General features: G+C 71.4%; 16 protein-coding genes. 8 read left to right on the plus strand and 8 right to left on the minus strand.

Annotated features, from left to right (window positions below; genetic code table 11):
- Window positions 1-1,452: Gfo/Idh/MocA family oxidoreductase (locus tag E1287_RS23350; protein ID WP_207934400.1), on the minus strand; the 1,452-nt coding region annotated here is incomplete at its 3' end.
- Window positions 1,453-1,649: 197 nt separating this feature from the next.
- Window positions 1,650-2,195, minus strand: coding sequence for a hypothetical protein (locus tag E1287_RS23355; protein ID WP_131967185.1), 546 nt, complete (start codon window positions 2,193-2,195; stop codon window positions 1,650-1,652).
- 168 nt (window positions 2,196-2,363) lie between these two features.
- On the opposite strand from E1287_RS23355, the gene E1287_RS44850 reads away from it, so the two are divergent.
- Window positions 2,364-3,182, plus strand: coding sequence for a hypothetical protein (locus E1287_RS44850; RefSeq protein ID WP_207934401.1), 819 nt, complete (start codon window positions 2,364-2,366; stop codon window positions 3,180-3,182).
- Window positions 3,183-3,192: 10 nt separating this feature from the next.
- Here E1287_RS44850 and E1287_RS23365 read toward each other — a convergent pair whose 3' ends face one another.
- On the minus strand, window positions 3,193-3,879 hold the full coding sequence (locus E1287_RS23365; protein ID WP_131967186.1) for a response regulator transcription factor: 687 nt from the start codon (window positions 3,877-3,879) through the stop codon (window positions 3,193-3,195).
- The gene (locus tag E1287_RS23370) at window positions 3,876-5,090 is read right to left on the minus strand and encodes a sensor histidine kinase (RefSeq protein ID WP_165969150.1); all 1,215 of its coding nucleotides are present in this window, start codon (window positions 5,088-5,090) and stop codon (window positions 3,876-3,878) included. The genes E1287_RS23365 and E1287_RS23370 overlap by 4 nt, the downstream gene beginning before the upstream one ends.
- 512 nt (window positions 5,091-5,602) lie before the next feature.
- Between E1287_RS23370 and E1287_RS23375 the strand changes: the two genes are divergently transcribed.
- Window positions 5,603-7,258, plus strand: coding sequence for a right-handed parallel beta-helix repeat-containing protein (locus E1287_RS23375; protein ID WP_207934402.1), 1,656 nt, complete (start codon window positions 5,603-5,605; stop codon window positions 7,256-7,258).
- A 113-nt stretch (window positions 7,259-7,371) separates the two neighbouring features.
- Here the strand turns inward: E1287_RS23375 and E1287_RS23380 are convergent, their stop codons facing one another.
- Both E1287_RS23380 and E1287_RS23385 read right to left on the minus strand, forming a co-directional pair.
- Window positions 7,372-8,226 carry a DUF6745 domain-containing protein gene (locus E1287_RS23380; protein WP_131967188.1) on the minus strand — a complete coding sequence of 285 codons (855 nt, stop codon included), beginning with the start codon at window positions 8,224-8,226 and terminating at the stop codon, window positions 7,372-7,374.
- Between the two features lie 135 nt (window positions 8,227-8,361).
- Window positions 8,362-9,705: a proprotein convertase P-domain-containing protein gene (locus E1287_RS23385; protein ID WP_207934403.1), complete on the minus strand. Its 1,344-nt coding sequence runs from the start codon at window positions 9,703-9,705 to the stop codon at window positions 8,362-8,364.
- Between the two features lie 468 nt (window positions 9,706-10,173).
- Between E1287_RS23385 and E1287_RS23390 the strand changes: the two genes are divergently transcribed.
- Window positions 10,174-11,055: a helix-turn-helix transcriptional regulator gene (locus E1287_RS23390; RefSeq protein ID WP_243719361.1), complete on the plus strand. Its 882-nt coding sequence runs from the start codon at window positions 10,174-10,176 to the stop codon at window positions 11,053-11,055.
- Between the two features lie 70 nt (window positions 11,056-11,125).
- Here the strand turns inward: E1287_RS23390 and E1287_RS23395 are convergent, their stop codons facing one another.
- The gene (locus tag E1287_RS23395; protein ID WP_207934404.1) at window positions 11,126-11,851 is read right to left on the minus strand and encodes a trypsin-like serine protease; all 726 of its coding nucleotides are present in this window, start codon (window positions 11,849-11,851) and stop codon (window positions 11,126-11,128) included.
- A 157-nt stretch (window positions 11,852-12,008) separates the two neighbouring features.
- Between E1287_RS23395 and E1287_RS23400 the strand changes: the two genes are divergently transcribed.
- From E1287_RS23400 to E1287_RS23420, 5 genes are read left to right on the plus strand one after another with little or no spacing between them, the layout of a single operon-like run.
- Window positions 12,009-12,758: an ArsR family transcriptional regulator gene (locus tag E1287_RS23400; RefSeq protein ID WP_131967217.1), complete on the plus strand. Its 750-nt coding sequence runs from the start codon at window positions 12,009-12,011 to the stop codon at window positions 12,756-12,758.
- Window positions 12,755-13,144: a VOC family protein gene (locus tag E1287_RS23405; RefSeq protein WP_131967190.1), complete on the plus strand. Its 390-nt coding sequence runs from the start codon at window positions 12,755-12,757 to the stop codon at window positions 13,142-13,144. Before E1287_RS23400 ends, E1287_RS23405 begins: the two co-directional genes overlap by 4 nt.
- A gap of 29 nt (window positions 13,145-13,173) precedes the next feature.
- The gene (locus E1287_RS23410) at window positions 13,174-14,118 is read left to right on the plus strand and encodes an ATP-binding cassette domain-containing protein (RefSeq protein WP_131967191.1); all 945 of its coding nucleotides are present in this window, start codon (window positions 13,174-13,176) and stop codon (window positions 14,116-14,118) included.
- Window positions 14,115-14,894, plus strand: a complete 780-nt coding sequence (locus tag E1287_RS23415) for an ABC transporter permease (protein ID WP_131967192.1) — start codon at window positions 14,115-14,117, stop codon at window positions 14,892-14,894. The genes E1287_RS23410 and E1287_RS23415 overlap by 4 nt, the downstream gene beginning before the upstream one ends.
- Before the next feature lie 57 nt (window positions 14,895-14,951).
- On the plus strand, window positions 14,952-17,153 hold the full coding sequence (locus tag E1287_RS23420) for a hypothetical protein (RefSeq protein WP_131967193.1): 2,202 nt from the start codon (window positions 14,952-14,954) through the stop codon (window positions 17,151-17,153).
- On the opposite strand, the gene E1287_RS23425 is transcribed toward E1287_RS23420, so the two are convergent.
- On the minus strand, window positions 17,131-18,243 hold the full coding sequence (locus tag E1287_RS23425) for a serine hydrolase domain-containing protein (protein ID WP_131967194.1): 1,113 nt from the start codon (window positions 18,241-18,243) through the stop codon (window positions 17,131-17,133). The two genes, E1287_RS23420 and E1287_RS23425, sit on opposite strands and share 23 nt — an antisense overlap.
- Window positions 18,244-18,247 lie beyond the last annotated feature (4 nt).

The following is an 18,247-nucleotide window of genomic DNA, read 5'->3' on the forward strand; positions in this document are numbered from 1 at the left end:
GGGGCGGCCTCGGGAGAGGCCGGGGCGGGGCTTCTTCCAGTGGCCGCGGGTGAAGTCCGGGACCGCGACCGCGCGGCTGCCGATCTTGAGGGACCGTTCGCTCAGCGGGATCACCGAGCACCAGGACGCGGAGTCGTAGACGTCGATGTCCGGGGTCAGGCCCAGCCGCATCAGCTGGATGGTGCGCCAGAGGGAGATGTAGTCCATGCCGCCGTGGCCGCCACCGCCCGGGCCGACGTCCGTCCACAGCCAGTGGTCGTGGTTCTTGAAGTCGTCGTTGAAGTTCCGCCAGGTGTGGTTGGTGTGGCCGAGGGTCTCCAGATAAATGCGCTGCGGGTCGCCGGACCAGACCCCGCGGGTTCCGACGAGGGTGTTCGCCCGGCTGTAGGGGTGCGGGGTCGACACTTCGTGCTCGGCGCGCAGGAAGCGTCCTTTCGCGGTCTCGATGAAGCAGGTGTTGCGGTCGCCGGAGATGTAGTCGTCCTTCCAGGACGGGTGGTCGCGCGGCATGTGCTCCTTGCGGTAGAGCGCCAGCCCGAACGCCGGGGACGCCACCGAGACCAGGCGGACGAAGCGGTCGCCGCGGGTGATGTCCATGCAGGCGCCGACCGGGGCGAGGCCGTGCATGGGGTAATGGCTGGCGTTCGTCCGGGTGTGCCATTTGCGGCGCCAGCCCTCGGGGTAGTACGCGCCGTGGAAGAGGTACGGGTTGCGCAGATCGTGGACGTAGCCGCCCGAGCCGTGCAGGAGGTCGCCGAAAAGGCCCTGCTTGACCATCGTCAGGACGCGCAGTTCTTCGCGTCCGTAGTTGCAGTTCTCCAGCAGCCAGCAGTGTTTGCGGGTTTGCTCGGACGTGCGGACGAGGTCCCAGATGTCGTCCAGCCGGGTGGCGATCGGCAGCTCGACGGCGACGTGCTTGCCGTGCCGGAGCGCGGCCTTGGCCATCGGGTAGTGCCACTCCCAGGGGGTGGCGATGTAGACGAGGTCCACGTCGTCGCGGGTCACGAGATTGCGGTAGTCGTCCTCGCCCTTGCTGTAGGTGGCCGGGCGGGGCTGCCCGCCTTCGGTCTCGACCCGGTCGGCGGCCCGCTCGGTCTGCTCGCGGCGGATGTCGCACAGCGCGGTGATCCGCGCGCCGGGGATCGGGAAGAAGAGCGGAAGCTGCCCCGCGCCGCGGTTGCCGAGCCCGATGATCGCCACGCGGACGGTGTCGAATCCCTCGAAGGGGACGTCGGTCATGGTCTTCTCGCGGCCGCGGGGCGGCTCCCGGCCGGTGGAGTCGTCGGCGATCGCCGGTAGCCCGGCGAAGCCGGTCAGGCCGGCGGCGAGCCCGGCGGTGACGCCGGCGCCTGCGCCGGTTCTCAGAATGTCGCGGCGGGACGGGCGGGAGCCGTCGGAGGCTCCGTCATCGGAATCGTGCGGGGGGACGGCGGGGGGCACGTGAGGGAGCACGCTGACCACTCCTGAGGAAATGGGTTCCTTCGGCGGACGTGAGTATCGATCAAGCGCGTGCGTCCAACAATGTCCGGAACCGGTCATGATTTTCAGGTGTGCTCGATGGATGTAAGTTCAGCCAGTTGAGGCCGCCGCGACGTGATTACGGTCGTGCCGGAATGCATTCCGGATGGCGACCACGGTTCTGTCTATGGTCAGCGATGCCGTTCGGCTATCTTCATCGTCCAGTCGTAGAACGCTTTCGGGTCGCCGAGGGCTTTTTGCAGGCTGGGCTCGACGATGGGGGCGTTGGCGGCGTTGAGGAGGTCGAACAGGCCGAGGTAGGACCATTCCCAGAGCATGGCGTCGAAGTTGTAGGCGTGCATGAGCGGGGTGAGGCGTCGCCGGATGCCGGTGACCTCTTCCGGGGAGAATCCGGCTTCGCCCAACCGGAGGATGGTCGCGCGTTCGTCTTCGGGGGCGAACTGCGTATCCAGGAACGGCTCTAGGAGGTCGCCCCAGGTATCTTGGCGGAGTTTCCAGGCGATTCCGTGGCGGCCGCAGAACTGTTCGAGGTCGGACTGCTGCCGTTTGGGGATGAACAGCGTCTCGCCGTGAGCCGTTCGTATTTCGGGCCTGATGGCCTTCCAGTCGGCATCGCGGATCTGCGCGGGCGTGACCATTCCGAAGGGGTGGACTGTGGCGCCGCGAAAGTCGTAGCGCAGGAAGCAGATGCGGTCCTCCGCGAAGTCGACCTCCATCGGTTCAGGGTCGTCCTTCGGAGGCGTGTGCGGAAGGTCGACAAGCTGTGAGATTCGCCGCTGCCGGGGTCGGCGTCGTACTTCCGCGTCGTCGGCCGATCACGTAGGGTGCCCTGGACCAACATGCGGGAGGCCAGGCGAATGGACGCGGCGCAAGCGATTTCCTTGGTGGTGGATTGGATCCGGGCGCGCGGCCTGGACTATCCCACCACGGGATTGACGGCGGATCGCTTTGAGGCCGGGTGGAGCGTCTACGCGCCGGTGGAGGTCGACGAGAGCGACCCCATGGCATTTCTCGACATGCCGGTGGGACGGTCGGTGTTCCTGGTGGGCGACTCCGGCCGTATCGAGGAGGTGTCGTCCTCGGTTCCGCCGCAGCACGCGCAAGACGAGTTCACCGCGCGGGAACGGACCGCCAGCGGCGGAAAGGGCGCCAACGGCGGGAAGGACGCCGACGCTTACATGGCCGAGTTCGTGCAGTGGCTGGAGCAGGAGGAATCGGCGGACGAGCCGTCCATCAGCGGGTTCACCATTGTCGGCCCCGGCGGCGAAGGCGGCCCGGACGACGTGATCGCCGCGGAGGCGTCGCGGCTGATCGAGCCGATCGTGCAGCAGCTGGCGCTGCTCGGCCCGTCCGAGTGGGAGTGGCTGTGGGCGGAATTCGCGTTCACCGTCTCCGCCGAGATCGCCCACCTGCGCTTCTCGTCCTACCATCGATCAGTCGTCGTTCCGGTTCCGGAGCCGGTGGCCGCGCTCGTCCGCGAGCAAAGGCACGTCGCGGCGGGAATGTCGGCCGGGCCGTGGTGGCGGCTGCTACTGACCGTCACGAACCGCGGCGAGACGACCGTGAACTACGACTACGGCGACGGTCCTTTCCCGCACGACCAGATGCTGCCGCCCGAGGATTACCGGAGCGATCTGGAGGCGTATCCCCGTCCGCGCGTACCGGCCTGGCTCGCGCGGTACATCGACGGCCCGGACGCATAAGGGCCTCGGCTCAGGCCAGATCGGCATCGTGGGCGAGAATGGCCGCCTGCACGCGGTTGGCGAGGCCGAGTTTCGCCAAGGCACGGCTCACATGCGCCTTCACGGTGGCCTCGCTCATGGTGAGCGCACGGCCGATCTCGGTGTTGGACATCCCTCGCGCGACGGCTCGCACCACGTCCATTTCGCGGTCGGTGAGAACGGCAAGCCGTTCCCGGGCCGCCGCCGACCTCGACGCGCCGCTCTCGGCGAAATGCTCGATCAGCCGCCGGGTGACGGTGGGGGCGAGCATCGCGTGCCCGGCGGCGACGACGTGGACGGCCGCGGTGAGGTCGCGCGGCGGGGTGTCCTTGAGGAGGAACCCGACGGCACCCGCGCGCAACGCCTCGTGGACGTATTCGTCCAGGTTGAACGTGGTGAGCATGACCACCTTCGGAGGGGCGGGCGCGGCGGCGGCGCCCCGTCCAGCGGCGGCGTTCCGGCCTGCGGCGGCGATCTGACCGGCGGCGGTGAGGCCGTCGGTGCCGGGCATGCGCACGTCCATGAGCACCACGTCGGGACGGCACCGCGCGGCCGCCGCCACGGCCTCGGCCCCGTCGCCCGCTTCGGCGACGACGCTGATCCCGCCGTCGCTCTCCAGGATCCGGCGCAGGCCGCACCGGACCAGGCGCTCGTCGTCGGCGATCAGCACGCGGATCATGCGGGCTCCTCGGCGGTGGTGGGGATGCGGGCGCGGACGGTGAAGCCGCCGTCCGGACGCGGGCCGGCGTCCAGCCGTCCGCCGACCAGTTCGAGGCGTTCGCGCAGGCCGATGAGGCCGAGACCGGCACCGGGCGGCGGCGGCCCGGCGGCGCCTTGAGTGTCGGCGGGCGGCTCGTTGGCCACGGTCAGCTCCAGGTGGTCCGGCCGGTAGCGCAGGACGACCTCCGTCGCGGCCCCGCCGGCGTGTTTGTGGACGTTCGTCAGCGCCTCCTGCACGACCCGGTAGGCGGCGCGTTCGGCGGCGGCGGGCAGCGGTCGGGGCGTGCCCTCGTCCCGGCGGCGGACCGGCAGGCCCGCCGACCGGGACTGGTCGAGCAGCCGCCCCAGCTCCCCGAGCACGGGAAGGGCGGTGCTCGGGCGTCCGGCGGGCGGTGAGCGCAGCACGCCCAGCACGTCGCGCAGGTCGGTCAGCGCAGCCTGGCCAGTGGCGCGGATGAGCTCGGCCGTGTCCCGCGCGTCCTGGTCGGACGTGCCGACCTCGAGGGCCCCGGCATGCAGGACGATCAAGGAGACCTTGTGCGCGACGACGTCGTGCATCTCGCGGGCGATGCGGGTGCGCTCGGCCGCGCGGGCCCGTTCGGTCCGGGCGGCCTGGTCGCGTTCCAGCCGTTCGGCGCGCTCGGCGAGCCCGGCCAGGACCTGCCGGCGGGCGTTGATCCACAGGCCCGCGACCAGCGGAAGGCCGACCAGGAACAGGACGGCGAGGACGCCGTCGAACGCCGACGTCGGGAAGCCGGGGCCGAGCGCGAACTCCAGGCCGGAGGTGTCGTAGAGGACGGGCAGCCCCAGGAGCGCAACGGCCGACGCGGCGGTGAACAGGGCGAGGTGGGCCCGGCGGCGCAGCGTCGTCGCCGCGTAGTAGGACGCGACGATGAAGCCCGGCCACCACGAGAACAGCAACGAGGCCGGAGCGGTGACGGCGAAGATCGGCCACAGGCGGTGCCTGGCCGTCGCAGCGGCCGTTCCCGTGATGGCGGCGAACGCGATGATCAGTGCGCCCCCGGCTCGGCCGGGCCGCTCACCGTAGTAGTCGAGCAGGACGAAGCCCGCCAGGAGCAGGCCCAGCGCACCCGGCGCGACACGATCGGCCAGCCGGGCTATAGGCTCCAACGCCCTGCCCTGCGGCGACATCGTCCGCGCAGACTCCACGGCGCGAGCGTAACCAACCGGGGGCCCGGGCGAATCCGACGATCGTCGCGGCCTCTCGCACCAGAAGACGAGACAGCTCGATACCTGCGGACGACTGCGCGATCGACGTTCAGCCGACGCGCGCCCAGCCTGCCCGCCCCGAGGGTTGGGACGAAGGCTCATCGAATCGACCGGGAGGCGGAGTGGGGATCAGGGGGACGCGGGCGGGTGCGGCCGCGGCGGTACTGGTGATCGGGATGCCCGTCGCGGCAGGACCGTCGTCGGCATCGGCTGCGGCGCGGGCAGGCCAGAGACCTGAGCAGTTGTACGTCGCGCCGTGGGGAAAGGACACCTGGCCGGGCACGGTCGAGCGGCCCTTCGCCACACCGGCGCGCGCGCAGAAGGCCGTCCGGGAGCGGACGGCGCGGATGGCGTCTGACATCGTCGTGAACCTCCGGACCGGGACGTACCGGCTGGCGGCGCCGCTCGCCCTGACGGAGGGGGCGGGCGACTCGGGCCGCAACGGTCATCGGGTGATCTATCAGGCGTTCGGGTACGGGACGTCCCGCCAGGAGAAGGTGACGGTCAGCGGCGGCCGTCAGATCACCGGCTGGGGGCCCGACGAGAAGCAAAAAGGATTCTGGCGCGCCGACGTCGGAGGGCTCGATATCCGTCAGCTTTACGTCAACGACAGGCGGGGCTCGCGTCTCGTCCGCGGCAACTCGGGTCTCGCGGACAAGCTGAAAGTGACGAAGACCGGCTACACCACCACGAGTCCCATCCCGAGAACCTGGCGCAATCCCGCCGATATCGAGTTCGTGTACCGGTACGGCTATGTCGAGGGACGGTGCGGCGTTGCCGGGATCTCCGGCGACGCCGGGCGCACCACGATCACCATGGATCAGCCCTGCTGGGACATGCTCCGGAAGCTGTACGGCCCGGAAACGCCCCAGGAATGGTTCGAGGTGGAGAACTCCCCGAGCTTCGCCAGTAAGCCCGGCAGCTGGTATCTCGACCGGTCTCAATCCGGGAGGCATGTGCTGCTCTATCGGCCGCGGCCTGGAGAGGACATGCGCCGCGTCCAGGTCACCGCTCCCGTTCTTCAGACTCTCGTCAGCGGTACGGGCCGGGCCGGACGTCCATTGCACGATGTCGCATTCAAAGGGCTGACGTTCGCGCACGCCACCTGGCTTGCGCCCAGCGAGCCGGCCGGATTCGCCGCCGCGTGGAGCATGTACATGCGTCCGGCGAAGAACGGTGACATGACGCCGCTGACGGTGCCGGGCAACGTCGCATTCCGCACCGCGGAACGGATCAGTATCGAAGGCAACCGGTTTGTCCATCTGGGCGCTCAGGCCCTGGAGTTCTCCGAGAACAGTTCGTACAACGTCGTGGACGGCAACGTCGTCACCGACGTGTCGGACGGAGGCATCCTGATGGGCGTCGTCCCGCCCGACATGAAGGGCGTCAACCGCGGAAACCGGATCAGCAACAACTGGATTCACGGCACCGGAATGGACTACCGCGCCTCGTCCGCCATCTGGGACACCGCAACTCAGCAGACGACGATCGCCCACAACCAGGTCAACGACGTGCCGTACATCGGCATCCTGTCCGGTCCCAGCGAGGATCTGCGGGGCATCATGCACGGCAACCGCGTCCTCAACAATCGCGTATTCCGGACCAACCGGCTCTTGGCGGACGGAGGCGGGATCTATCTCCGGGGCGAGCAGGGCACCTCATACGGGGACGGGGCCGTCGTCAGCGGCAACGCCGTCACCGAAAGCAAGTTCAACCCCGAATGGAATGTCGGCATCTACACCGACGACAGTTCCAAGTGGATGACCGTGGACCGCAATGTCGTCTACGGCTACGTGGCCTCCATCGGCGGATGCAGTGAGGAGTGGGGCGGACGGCCCGTCCAGAACGTGCGGTTCCGGGGGAACTTCTGGGACGACGCCGTCCCCGGATGGTTGGAGCGCAAAGAGTATCCGGGAGCCTGGCCTCCGGCCGACGAGCAGAACCCGGAAGAAGGCTGCGGCGAACCCCGGGAACTGCAATTCGCGAACAACACGAAACTGAACCCGGCCAACCCGGGCCAGGCATGCGCCGGCAGTCTCGCCTGTGCCGCGATCGTGCGTAAGGCCGGGCTGCTCCCGTCCTATCGCCATCTCCTGGACGCGCCGTAGCGCACTCGCGGAAACCCTCAGCCGCCGAGGCTGATCTCGTTGCCTTCCGCGTTCCGGTAAATGACGGCGGGCCGGGACGAGAGCGTCGGACTCGTCCCGGCCCGCCCGGTGGGTCAGGCGGCTTGCGGTTGCCAGCCGTCGCGGTAGCGGACGCCGTCGCGGGCGAGCCGGACCTCGTCATGCCATGCCCGGGGAACCGCTTCGGTGCGGATCCGGTCGGGCCGTTCGACCACGACGCACACCTCCTCGCCGGGCCACCACCATCCGCACGAGCGCGCCACCGCGGCCCAGTTGCCGAGGTGATCGAGCTGAGGCGGGTCGTAGTGCGCCATGCCGAGCCGGTGCAGGACGTCGTAGTAGGCGATCCACCCCGCGTCCTGCTGCCCGTACCAGCACACCGGTACGGGCCCGCGGGCGGTCAGCGTGGCCTTGACGGGAGAGCGGAACCCGTGGGCGAGGCTCCGGTGCAGGGCGGTATGGACGCCCCGGTGCAGGATCACGACCAGTGGAACACCAGCGCGGAGCGCCTCCAGTGGAGGCAGTTCGGGCCAGCGTTCACCGGTCTTGCCCATCCGCGCCGGGGCCAGCTCGGGATCGATGTAGTCGACCCCGGCGCTGAGCGCGCCGCGGAGCCGGGACGCGATCATGGCGAGGTCGCTGGCGACCCGGGACCGTCCCGGCGCACGCGGGTCCCAGATCTGCCGGTACATCTCGTCCAGCGTGGGCAGGCCCGCGACCAGCGGGATCGCCTGCGCCGGAGAGTCGGCCCACACGAACCTGGGCCGTGGACGGGACATCCGTGCGTAGATCGCAGTGAGGCTGCGTTCGGTGGTCTGCCGGTCGGCGGGATCCGTGGACAGGCCGTACTCCAGCCATTCCTGCCGGATCTTGACTGCTTCCCGCCACCGGTCCTGAGCGTTCTTTCCGCGGACATCGGCCGCGGGGCGAGCGGCGTCTTCGCGCCGCATGGGCGCGGTCACCGCGCGCGGGCGTCGCCGCCCTTCCGGTTGGAGATCATGTTTCGATGATGGCCTGCGCCCCGCCGTCCGCGCAACCCTGCGCGGACGGCGGGGACCGGAGCCGGATCGGGGGAGGGCCGCCGGTCAGAAGGTGATGCTCCAGGCGTCGATGTAGCCGCTGTCGTTGGCCTCCATGTCGGTGACCCGCAGTTTCCAGACGCCGTTGGCGGTCTCGGCCGAGGCGTCGACCGCGTCCGTCTCGTGGACGATGTCGGCCTCGTCGTCGGCGTCCTGGTCGCGGAGCCGGTAGGCGCGGCCGCTCGGCCCGATGAGGTCGATCTGCAGGTCGCCGCGCCAGGTGTGGTGGATGTCCTGGTAGATCGACAGCGACCGCGGGGCGTTGCCCGGGACTCCGCTGACCGTGATGGACGACTCCGCCGTGCCCTGGTCCGGGATGTCGACGTTGGCGGTGTTCTCGAACGTCCGTCCGGGGTCGCCCCCGCCGCCGTAGTTGATGAGGTTGCAGCAGACGTTGCGGTAGATCCGGGTGCCGTTGCGCTCGGCGTAGCCGGTGTAGGCCGACGCGCCCTCCCACCACGTCCAGCCACCGATGTTCTTGCCCTGGACGGCGACCGGCGTGTTCCCGTCCGAGCCCGACCACAGCGTCCAGTGGGTGTGGTCGCCGTTCGCCGAGCCGCCGCAGGGAAGCTCCTCGGCGATGCGGCCGAGGTACTCGCCCAGGTTCACCTGGCTCCCGCTGGCCTTCGAGGTGGTGTCGCGCAGGTGGTAGTAGCCGGTGGTGTAACCGTTGTCGTGCATCACGGTGATGTACGGCCAGCGTCCGCCGCTGGTGCAGTGCCGGTACATGGTGCCGGCGCGGGAGGTGAGCACGTTGCCGTCGCCGCCGTAGAAGTCGATCGAGTTGTACGGGCGGGACTGGCCGCTGTTGCCGTGCACGCCCCAGTGCGCCCATCCCGTCCCCTGCCGCCACGGCAGCGAGAGGCCGGTGTCGGCGGCGAGGGCCCGCGGCTGGACGGTCCGCGCGAACGGGCCGCGTTCGGCGTCCTTGACGACCGACGCCGGGGCCTGGTGGGACAGGGCGGCGAAGTCCGGGGTGCCCTGGAGCCCGACCTTCCAGGCGCCGCCCGCGAGCCGCGCCACGAAGAGCGAGGTCACGGGCGCGGTCTCGATGCCCTTGGGGATCAGGAAGACCGAGCTGCCGAACGACCAGGCCCGGTCGGACGACCAGCGCTGCGGCTCCACGAGCGTCCGCAGGTGGGAGCCCGCGGCGACGCCGTAGGAGGATCTGGCCTTGGCGCCGAGCTTCTGCTGCATGGCCGCGGTCACGGCCTGCGTGAGATCCGCGGCGGCGGACGACGGCGCAGCGGCGGACGGCGCAGCGGCGGCGGGTGCGGCCGGTGCGGCCGTCGCGAGGAGGGCGGCGAGCGTGACCGTCGCGCAGAGGGCCGCCCGTCTGTGGTGGAACACGGTTACTCCTTCGGTCGAGGGACCGGCGGCGTGCCCCCAGACACCGCCGCGCCGTAGATTGCGCCCGACGCAACAGGACGGGCAAGGCGAGAGCGGCACAGAGCGGCAAAACTCTAAATATTCAGTTCAAAACACTGAAACCCCGGCCCGCTCCGCCGTGATCGGCACGGCATCGTCGCTGGTGAAAGGCGACGTGACCGCCGCCGGCCGGCCGATCGCCGGCGAACGGCAGGGCAGAGCGGCGCAGGGGAGTTGAATCTTTAGAATCATGAAAAGCCGCGCCTCCGCCCGTCGCGGCACGGCCTGGCCCGCGACGGCGCGACCTCGCGGATCACCCCTGGACGGGCCGCCGCCGCTCCAGTACGTTCGGCGTTGCTCTCAGCCCTTGACGGCGGACGGCCGGTCACGACGGGCCGGTCTCGCGTCCACCGGGCAAGCGGCGGCATGACGCTGTCAGGAGGACCCACGATGGCGGACTCGTTCGATCACGCGTTGCGCGGGGCGATCCGGGCGCGGGGGCTGAGCCTGGAGCGGCTGCACGTCAAGCTCGCCGAGCGGGGCATCCACGTCAGCATGGCGAGCCTGAGCAACTGGCAGCGCGGCCGGTGCCGTCCGGAACGTTCCCAGTCGCTGCGCGCCGTCCGCGCCCTCGAAGAGATCCTGGACCTGGCGCCCTACTCCCTGGCCGCGCTGCTGGGCCCGCGGCGCCCGCGCGGCCGGTGGGTCCGGGCGGTGCACGGAGGGCTGACGTACCGCGACGTCTGCGAGGTGCACTCCAAGGTCGACAGGCTGCTCGGGCAGATCCAGAACCCGCTGGACGGTCAGCTGCGCTGGGTCAACTGCATGGAGACCGTCCGCGTAGGCGCCAAGCGCGACGAGCGGTCAGTGCGGACGCAGGTGGTGTTCCAGGCGCGCGCCGACGGCGTCGACCGGCACGTCGCCGTGTACTACTGCGAGAACGACATGCTGCCCGACATCCGCCGGACGTCCTACTGCCGCTTGGGCCGGGTCCGCACCGAGGGGGGCGTCACCGCCGCGGAGCTGCTGTTCGAGCACCCGCTGCAACGCGGCGACACCTACATGGTCGAGTACGAGTTCGGCTACAGCGACGACGGGCCGGAGGCCACGTTCTACCAGCGCTGGTTCCGCTTCCCCGTGCACACCTATCTGCTGCGCGTCCAGTTCGAGCCGGACGCGCTGCCGACCCATTTCCACCGCACCTGGCAGCCCAACGTGTCGACGCCCTCGGCCGACGTGCAGGAACTGCGGCTGTCCGGCTGGCACAGCGTCCACATGGCCGATCTGGAGGTGCGGCCGGGCGTGCACGGGATCCGCTGGGAATGGGACTGATCCCGCGCCGTGCGGAAACGCCCGGCCGGAACGAGGTTCCGGCCGGGCGATCCGGGCGGGGGGCGGGGTCTCAGACGCCGGCCACCGAGCGGATCCAGGAGCGGGCCGCGGGCACGCTCCCGTAGGTCTGGTCGGACCGGCCGTCGGCGGTGGAGGCGACTCCTACCTGCTGGTCGTTGTAGCGCTGCGGGCCGCCCGAGTCGCCGCTCCAGGCGTTCCCGTTGATCCTGGTGGTGCAGATCGCCGGGCCGTAGCGGTGGTCGAGGCACGTGCCGCCCACGGACGTGACGCGGACGTCCGCGCACTTGAGCTGCTCCGAGAGCGGCCCGTTGTAGCTGGTACGGCCCCAGCCGCAGATCTGGTTCGTCGAGCCGACGGGCGGATCGGTGTCGGCGAGCTTGGAGTAGGTCGTCTCGTGGCCGCCGGCCAGGTGCACCAGCGCCAGATCGCCCTTCGGCGCCACCAGGTGTTCGCTCACGTTGACCGTGGTCGCCCGATCACGGTGGACGCTGCCGACCCGCACGGTGAGGCCGCTGCCGACGCAGTGGGCCGCGGTGAGGACCCAGGTCGCGGCGATGACCGTCCCGGAGCATGTGAACGCTCCATTGCGATAGATCGAGGCGGCCCAGGGGGCGTCGGCGTCGGTCACGAGGTAGCCGCCGATGATCGGCGGCGCGGCCCGGACCGCCGGCGGGCGGGCCTCGCCGGCTCCCTCGGCCGCCGCGACGGGAAGGGCCATTCCGACAAGCACGGCCAGTACTGCACTGGCCAAAGGAATGGTGCGTGGGGTGGGCATGCACAGCTCCTTTGCCGCGTAATGCGCAAAAGCTCCTTAAAAGTAGACCAGCGGCGCACTTCTGGGGCGCTTCTAGACAGGTCCAATTTTTCAGTGTGAATACTCTTCCTGTAGATACATCAAACTGGTTTGATGTACCCTGGATCCCGTGGAGTCCATGGATCACGCCGTCCCGGCCTTCGTCCGGCTGGCCGCGCATCCGCTGCGGTGGCGGCTGCTGCGCGAGCTCGCCGGCGGCGACCACCGCGTCCGCGAACTGGTGGACGCGGTCGGCGAGCCGCAGAACCTGGTCTCCTACCATCTGCGGCTGCTGCGGGACGCCGGGCTGGTCACCGCGCGGCGCAGCAGCTTCGACGCCCGGGACAGCTACCACCACCTCGACCTGGAGCGTTGCGCGCACGCGCTGACCGCGGCCGGCACCGCCCTGCACCCCGCGCTCGGCCCCGCCCCAGCCCCGGCCACGTCCGGATTCCGTCCGGCCGTGCTGTTCGCGTGCACCGGCAACAGCGCCCGCTCCCCCATCGCCGAGGCGCTCCTCGACCACCGCACCGGCGGCCGCGTCGAGGCGGCCAGCGCGGGCAGCCACCCCAAACAGCGGCTGCACCCGGACGCCGTACAGGTGCTGCGCGACCGCTACGGCATCGACGTGGCCGACCGGCGCCCACGGCCTTTGAGCGCCCTGGCCGGACGGCGCTTCGACTACGTGATCAGCCTCTGCGACAAGGTCCGCGAAGTGTGCCCCGACTTCGGCGACCAGGCCCGGCGCGTCCACTGGAGCCTCCCCGACCCGGCCGCAGAAGGCGGCGCCGACCGAGCCGCCTTCGTCCAGACAGCGGCCGACATCGACACCCGCATCCGCTACCTGCTGCCCCGTCTCGTCCATCCATCACGAGAGGTCTCGCCATGACCGCACCCGATGAGCTCGCCAGCGTCCGCTACCTGGTCGACGACGTCCAGGCGGCCGCCGACTTCTACACCGCCCACCTGGGGTTCACGCTGCGCACCAGCGCCGGTTCCGCCTTCGCCGACGTGGTGCGCGGGCCGCTGCGGCTGCTGCTCTCGGGCCCCGCAAGCTCCGGCGCCCGCGCCACGCCCGACCCCGCCGTCCCCGGCCGCAACCGCATCCACCTCATGGTGGACGACCTCGACGCCGAGATCGCCCGCCTCCGCGCCGCCGGACTGACCTTCACCGGCGACGTCGTCACCGGCCCCGGCGGCAGCCAGATCCTCCTCACCGACCCGGCGGGCAACCTCATAGAACTCTTCCAACCCGCCACCGCCCCCGGCCGGTGACCGGACGTGCGGGCTGGAAGAATGCCCGCATGATCTCGGTTGAGGGGCTTACCAAGCACTTCGGGGCGGTCCGTGCCGTGGACGGGTTGAGTTTCACCGCGCGGCCGGGAATGGTCACCGGTTTTCTCGGGCCGAATGGCGCTGGAAAAACGACCACCCTGCGGATGTTGCTGGGGCTCGTGACGCCCACCTCGGGGCGGGCCTTGGTCAATGGACGTCCGTACTCGGAGCTGGAGCGTCCGGTCACCGAGGTCGGGGCCGCGCTGGAGGCGACGGGGTTCCATCCCGGCCGCAGCGGCCGCGACCATCTGCGGATCGCCTGCACGGCCGCCGGGCTCCCCGAGGGGCGGGTGGCCACGGTGCTGGAGCGGACGGGGCTCACCGGCGCCGCCGACCGCAGGGTGATCGGGTACTCGCTCGGGATGCGGCAGCGGCTGGCGCTGGCCACCGCGATCCTGGGCGAGCCGCGGGTCCTCATCCTGGACGAGCCCGCCAACGGCCTCGACCCGGCGGGCGTCCACTGGCTGCGCTCGCTGCTGCGCCATCTTGCGGAGGACGGCTGCACGGTCCTGGTCTCCAGCCATGTGCTCCCCGAGGTCGAGCAGACCGCCGACCACGTCGTCATCGTCGCGCACGGGCGGCTCGTCCGGGACGCGCCGCTGGCCGAGCTGGTCGGCGCCGGCGGGGAGCTCCGGGTCCGGACGGCGCAGGCCGGGGAGCTGGCCGTCGCGCTGGAGAACGCGGGCGGGCGGGTCAGGCGCGAGGACGACCGGCTGTGGGTGACCGGGCTCGAACCGGAGGACGTCGGCCGGGCGGCCCTGGACACCCAGGCGGTGCTCACCGAGCTCTCCCGGGAGCGCTCCGCGCTGGAGAAGATCTTCCTGGAGCTCACGATGGCGGAGCTGGACGGCCGGCCCGCGCCCGGCGGCGCCGAGCTGGGAGAGACGGCCTCGGTGAAGGGCGGGCAGGCATGATCAACCTGGTCAGGGCGGAGCTGCTGAAGATCCGCTCCACCCGGATGTGGCTCGGCATGCTGGCCCTCAGCCTGGGCTTCAGCCTGATGGGCCTGGCGCTGTACGTGGCGCTGGCCGGGGTCGAGATGGACGGGGAGGCCGCGATCCCGCCGGTCACCGACCCGGCGACCGTCCGCGCGTTCTACGCCAGCGCGAGCGCCGGCGTCCTGTTCATGATGATCCTCGGCATCATGGGGATCACCGGCGAGTACCGGCACCAGACGATCAGCGGGACGTTCCTCGTCACGCCCGTCCGCGGCCGGGTGCTGGCGGCCAAGCTGATCTCCTACTTCCTGTTCGGGGCCGGGTTCGGGCTGGCGACGGTGCTGGTCACGGTGGCGGTGGCGCTGCCCGCGCTGGCGATCAAGGGCGGTTCGACCTCGCTGCTGGACCACGACGTCCCGCTGATCCTCGGCGGCACGGTCCTGGCGATGGCGCTCTACGCGCTGGTCGGGCTGGGGCTGGGGGCGCTGATCCGCAACCAGATCGCGGCGATCATCGTGGCGGTGGGCTGGGTCCAGCTGGTCGAGGGCATCGTCACCGTCGCGCTGCCGCAGGTCGGGCAGTGGCTGCCCGCCGGGGCGGTGCGGGCGATCACGTTCACCACGTCGGTGTTCGGCGGGCCGGGCGAGCTGGACACGCTGCCGGCCTGGGGCGGGGTGCTGCTGCTCCTCGGATACGGGCTGGCGTTCGCGGCCATCGCCACGGTCACGACCGTCCGGCGGGACATCACGTAAAGGTGTGATTCGTCCTTTCCGGTTGCGGAGCCATCCGGGCGCCTGGACTCTGGCTTCATGATCGAAGAGCGCCGGAGGCGGGCCGGGATCGCGGTGGCGTGGTCGGCCGTGCTGCTGTGCCTGGTCGTCGGGTCGGCGGCGGCGCAGCTCGCGGGACGGTCGGGCGGGGACGTCCGTCCGGTGCGGGCGCCGGTGGTGGTCATCGGCGTCGCGGGGCTGGCGTGGGGCGACATCCGCGAGGACCAGACCCCGCACCTGTGGCGGCTCCTCACCGGCGGCGCGCCCTCCGGCGGCGCCACGGGCGCGGCGGCGGGTGCCGCGACGGTGCGGACGACGGGCGGCCCGGCGTGCGCGTCCGATGGGTGGCTGTCGCTGTCGGCGGGCCAGTCCAGCGCGGGGCCCCGCTCGGACGAGGGCGAATGCGAGCCCCTCCCCCGGATCGCGGGCGACGGCGAGGCGCGCGTGGGGCGATGGGACGAGCTCGTCGAAGCCCAGTCCCGGTCGGAGTTCTCCCCGCATCCGGGGGAACTCGGTCGGGCGCTGGCCGAGCACGAAGGATGCGAGACGGCCATCGGCCCCGGCGCCGCCGTCGCGCTGGCCCGTCCCGACGGGACCGTCGCACGCTACAGCGCCACCGTGGACGACGCCGCGCTCCGCTGCCCCGTCACGGTGATCGACGGCGGCCAGGTCGTGGAGTCCGGCTCCGGACGGCTCAACTCCCTGGCCAAGATCGACGCGTTCGCGGGGAATGTGCTGGAACGCCTGGACGGCGGCACCACCGTGCTGGTCCAGGGCGTCACCGAGCCGCCGGGCGGGACGCCGCATCTGGCGGTGAGCATGGTCGCAGGCCCGGCGACGGCGTCGCGCAAGGACCCGGCGCTGCTCACGGTCACCTCGACCCGCTGGGGCGGGGTGGTGCGGCTGCTGGACGTCCCGAGCACCCTCCTCGACGCGGTCGGCGCGCCCGAGCCCGCGGAGTTCAGCGGCGCGCCGATCTCGCTGGGCCGCGCTCGTCCCGCCGACCCGACCACGACCGTCCACGAGCTCGGAGCCGTCACCACGACCGACCAGACGCTGCGGCGCTGGGCGGGGCTGCTCCTTCTGGTCGTGGCGACGGCCCAGTTCGTCCTGTACGGCACCGCGGTGATCACGTCGCGCCGCGGCCGGACGCCGAGACCGTGGCAGAAGCGCGGCTTCATTCACGCGGCGCTTGTCTTCTCGGTGCTTCCGGTGTCGGTGTATCTGATGTCGCTGACACGGTGGTGGCACGCCCCGTTCCAGGGCGCGGCGCTGTGGGGCGCCCTCGTGTTCACCCTCGCGGTCGCGGCGGTGCCGGTGTGGCTGCTGCCCGCGCGTCCGCTGTGGCGGGTGCCGCTGGCCGTCAGCCTGCTGACCTTCAGCGTGCTGGTCGTGGACGCGGCGACCGGCACGCTGCTGCACCGCGCCAGCCCGTTCGGCCCGTCCGCGCTGTACGGCGGGCGGTACTACGGGTTCGGCAACTCCACGTTCGCCGTGTTCTCCGTCGCCGCGCTGGTGCTGGCGGGAGCGGCGGCGGCCGAGCTGATCGAGCGCGGACGGCGGCGGGCCGCGACCGCGGCGGTCGTGCTGATCGGCGTCGTGGCCGCCGGCGTCGACACGTGGCCGTCCTGGGGCGCGGACGTCGGCGGCGGGCTGGCCCTGATCCCGGGCGTCGCGGTGCTGGCCTTCGCGGTCGCCGGGGTGCGGCTGACCTTCGCGCGGCTGGTCGCGGTCGGGTCGGCGGCGGTGTTTGCGGTCGCGGCCGTCGCGGTGGCGGACTGGCTGCGTCCTGCCGCCTCGCGCACCCATGCCGGACGGTTCGTCCAGGACGTCCTCGAAGGGCAGGCCTGGCAGCTCGTCGAGCGCAAGGCCGGGTACGCGCTCGGCTCGCTCGCGGGCGGGCCCCTGGCCTGGGGGACCGCGCTCGTCCTGGCCGTCCTGGTGGTGACGCTGGCATGGCCCGGCCGGTTCTCGCCCGGCTACCTCGACGCGGCGCTGCGCGCGTGGCCGACGCTGCGTCCCACGCTCGCGGCGGTCCTGACCACGTGCGCGATCGGCGCGGTGGTGAACGACTACGGCATCCGGCTGGTGACGTTCGGGCTCGTCACGCTGCTGCCGCTGGTGGCCCTCACCTGCGCCCGGGCGCCCGCGGCCCGAGCGCAGGCCGCCGCCGAACCCCGATCGGGTGGCGGAACCACGACCGGGGCGAGGACGGACCTCAGTCGCAGAGAGCCGTCGTGAGGGCGGCGGCCAGGTCGTCGTCCTGGGCGTCGGTGTTCCCGGGTTTGAGGTTGGCCATGATGGTGACCGTCCTGCCGTCCGCGTTGACGCCGCTGCGGGTGGAGAACCCGATGAAGTCCCCGGCATGACCCCACAGGTGGCCGCCGCAGGGCAGCCGGACGCGCTCCAGCCCGAGGCCGTACCTCGAGCCCGACTCGCGTCCGGTGCGGCGGGTGGTCATCATCTCGCGCAGCTCGGGACGGTCGAGCAGCCGTCCGCCGAGCAGGGCGCCGAAGAAGCGGTTCACGTCGGACGCCGTCGAGACCATGTTCCCGCTGGACGGCGCGACCGAGGGGTTGAGCCGCGTCCGGTCGAGCGGCGCCGCGTCCGGTGCGGTGCGGACGTAGCCGCGCGGGTGCGGCCGCGGCAGGAACGACTCCTCGACGGGCACGTAGGTGTGGCGCAGCTCCAGCGGCTCGAGGATGCGCCGCTTGATCTCCTCGCCGTACGGGCGCCCGGTGACCTTCTCGATCAGCATCCCGGCGAGCAGGTAGCCGGTGTTGCCGTACGACCACCCCTTGCCGGGCTTGAACAGCGGCGGATGCTTCAGGGCCGTGGCCAGCAGGTCGCGCCGGTCGTGGCCGGTGAGCGGATTCGCGATGATGTCCGGCATGGACAGGTGCTTCAGGTAGTCCGGCAGGCCGCTGGTGTGCTGGAGGATGTGCCGGACGGTGATCCTGCGGTCGACCAGGCCGGGCAGGTACCGGTCGACGGGCGCGTCCAGTTCGACCTCGTCCTCGCCGACGAGCTGGAGCACCACGGTCGCGACGAACGGCTTGGTCATGCTGCCGATCCGCCAGTGGCCGTCCTCCGGGATGGGCGCGCCGGTCCCGAGGTCGCCCACGCCGCTCCTGATCACCGTCTTCCGCCCGTCGCGCTCCTCGACCCGCGCCATCGCGCCCGGCGCCCCGTCCTGCGTGGCGATCCGCTGGATCAGGAGCCTGAGCCTCCGATGATCGTCGTCCGCGGACGCGGACGCTCCCGGCATCGTCACCGTCCCCGCCGCCGCCAGTCCCACGATGCCGGCGGCGGCGATCACTTTGCGAAGCATGGCC

The sequence above is a fragment of the Actinomadura sp. KC06 genome (genome assembly GCF_004348735.1).
In the GTDB taxonomy this organism is placed as follows: Bacteria; Actinomycetota; Actinomycetes; order Streptosporangiales; family Streptosporangiaceae; genus Spirillospora.

Coding starts and splice junctions, on each gene's coding strand:
- E1287_RS23355 (WP_131967185.1), bottom strand. CDS start 2,195: ATGGAGGTCGACTTCGCGGAGGACCGCATCTGCTTCCTGCGCTACGAC.
- E1287_RS23365 (WP_131967186.1), bottom strand. CDS start 3,879: ATGATCCGCGTGCTGATCGCCGACGACGAGCGCCTGGTCCGGTGCGGC.
- E1287_RS23380 (WP_131967188.1), bottom strand. CDS start 8,226: ATGCGGCGCGAAGACGCCGCTCGCCCCGCGGCCGATGTCCGCGGAAAG.
- E1287_RS23390 (WP_243719361.1), top strand. CDS start 10,174: ATGGCGGACTCGTTCGATCACGCGTTGCGCGGGGCGATCCGGGCGCGG.
- E1287_RS23395 (WP_207934404.1), bottom strand. CDS start 11,851: ATGCCCACCCCACGCACCATTCCTTTGGCCAGTGCAGTACTGGCCGTG.
- E1287_RS23400 (WP_131967217.1), top strand. CDS start 12,009: ATGGATCACGCCGTCCCGGCCTTCGTCCGGCTGGCCGCGCATCCGCTG.
- E1287_RS23405 (WP_131967190.1), top strand. CDS start 12,755: ATGACCGCACCCGATGAGCTCGCCAGCGTCCGCTACCTGGTCGACGAC.
- E1287_RS23410 (WP_131967191.1), top strand. CDS start 13,174: ATGATCTCGGTTGAGGGGCTTACCAAGCACTTCGGGGCGGTCCGTGCC.
- E1287_RS23415 (WP_131967192.1), top strand. CDS start 14,115: ATGATCAACCTGGTCAGGGCGGAGCTGCTGAAGATCCGCTCCACCCGG.
- E1287_RS23420 (WP_131967193.1), top strand. CDS start 14,952: ATGATCGAAGAGCGCCGGAGGCGGGCCGGGATCGCGGTGGCGTGGTCG.
- E1287_RS23425 (WP_131967194.1), bottom strand. CDS start 18,243: ATGCTTCGCAAAGTGATCGCCGCCGCCGGCATCGTGGGACTGGCGGCG.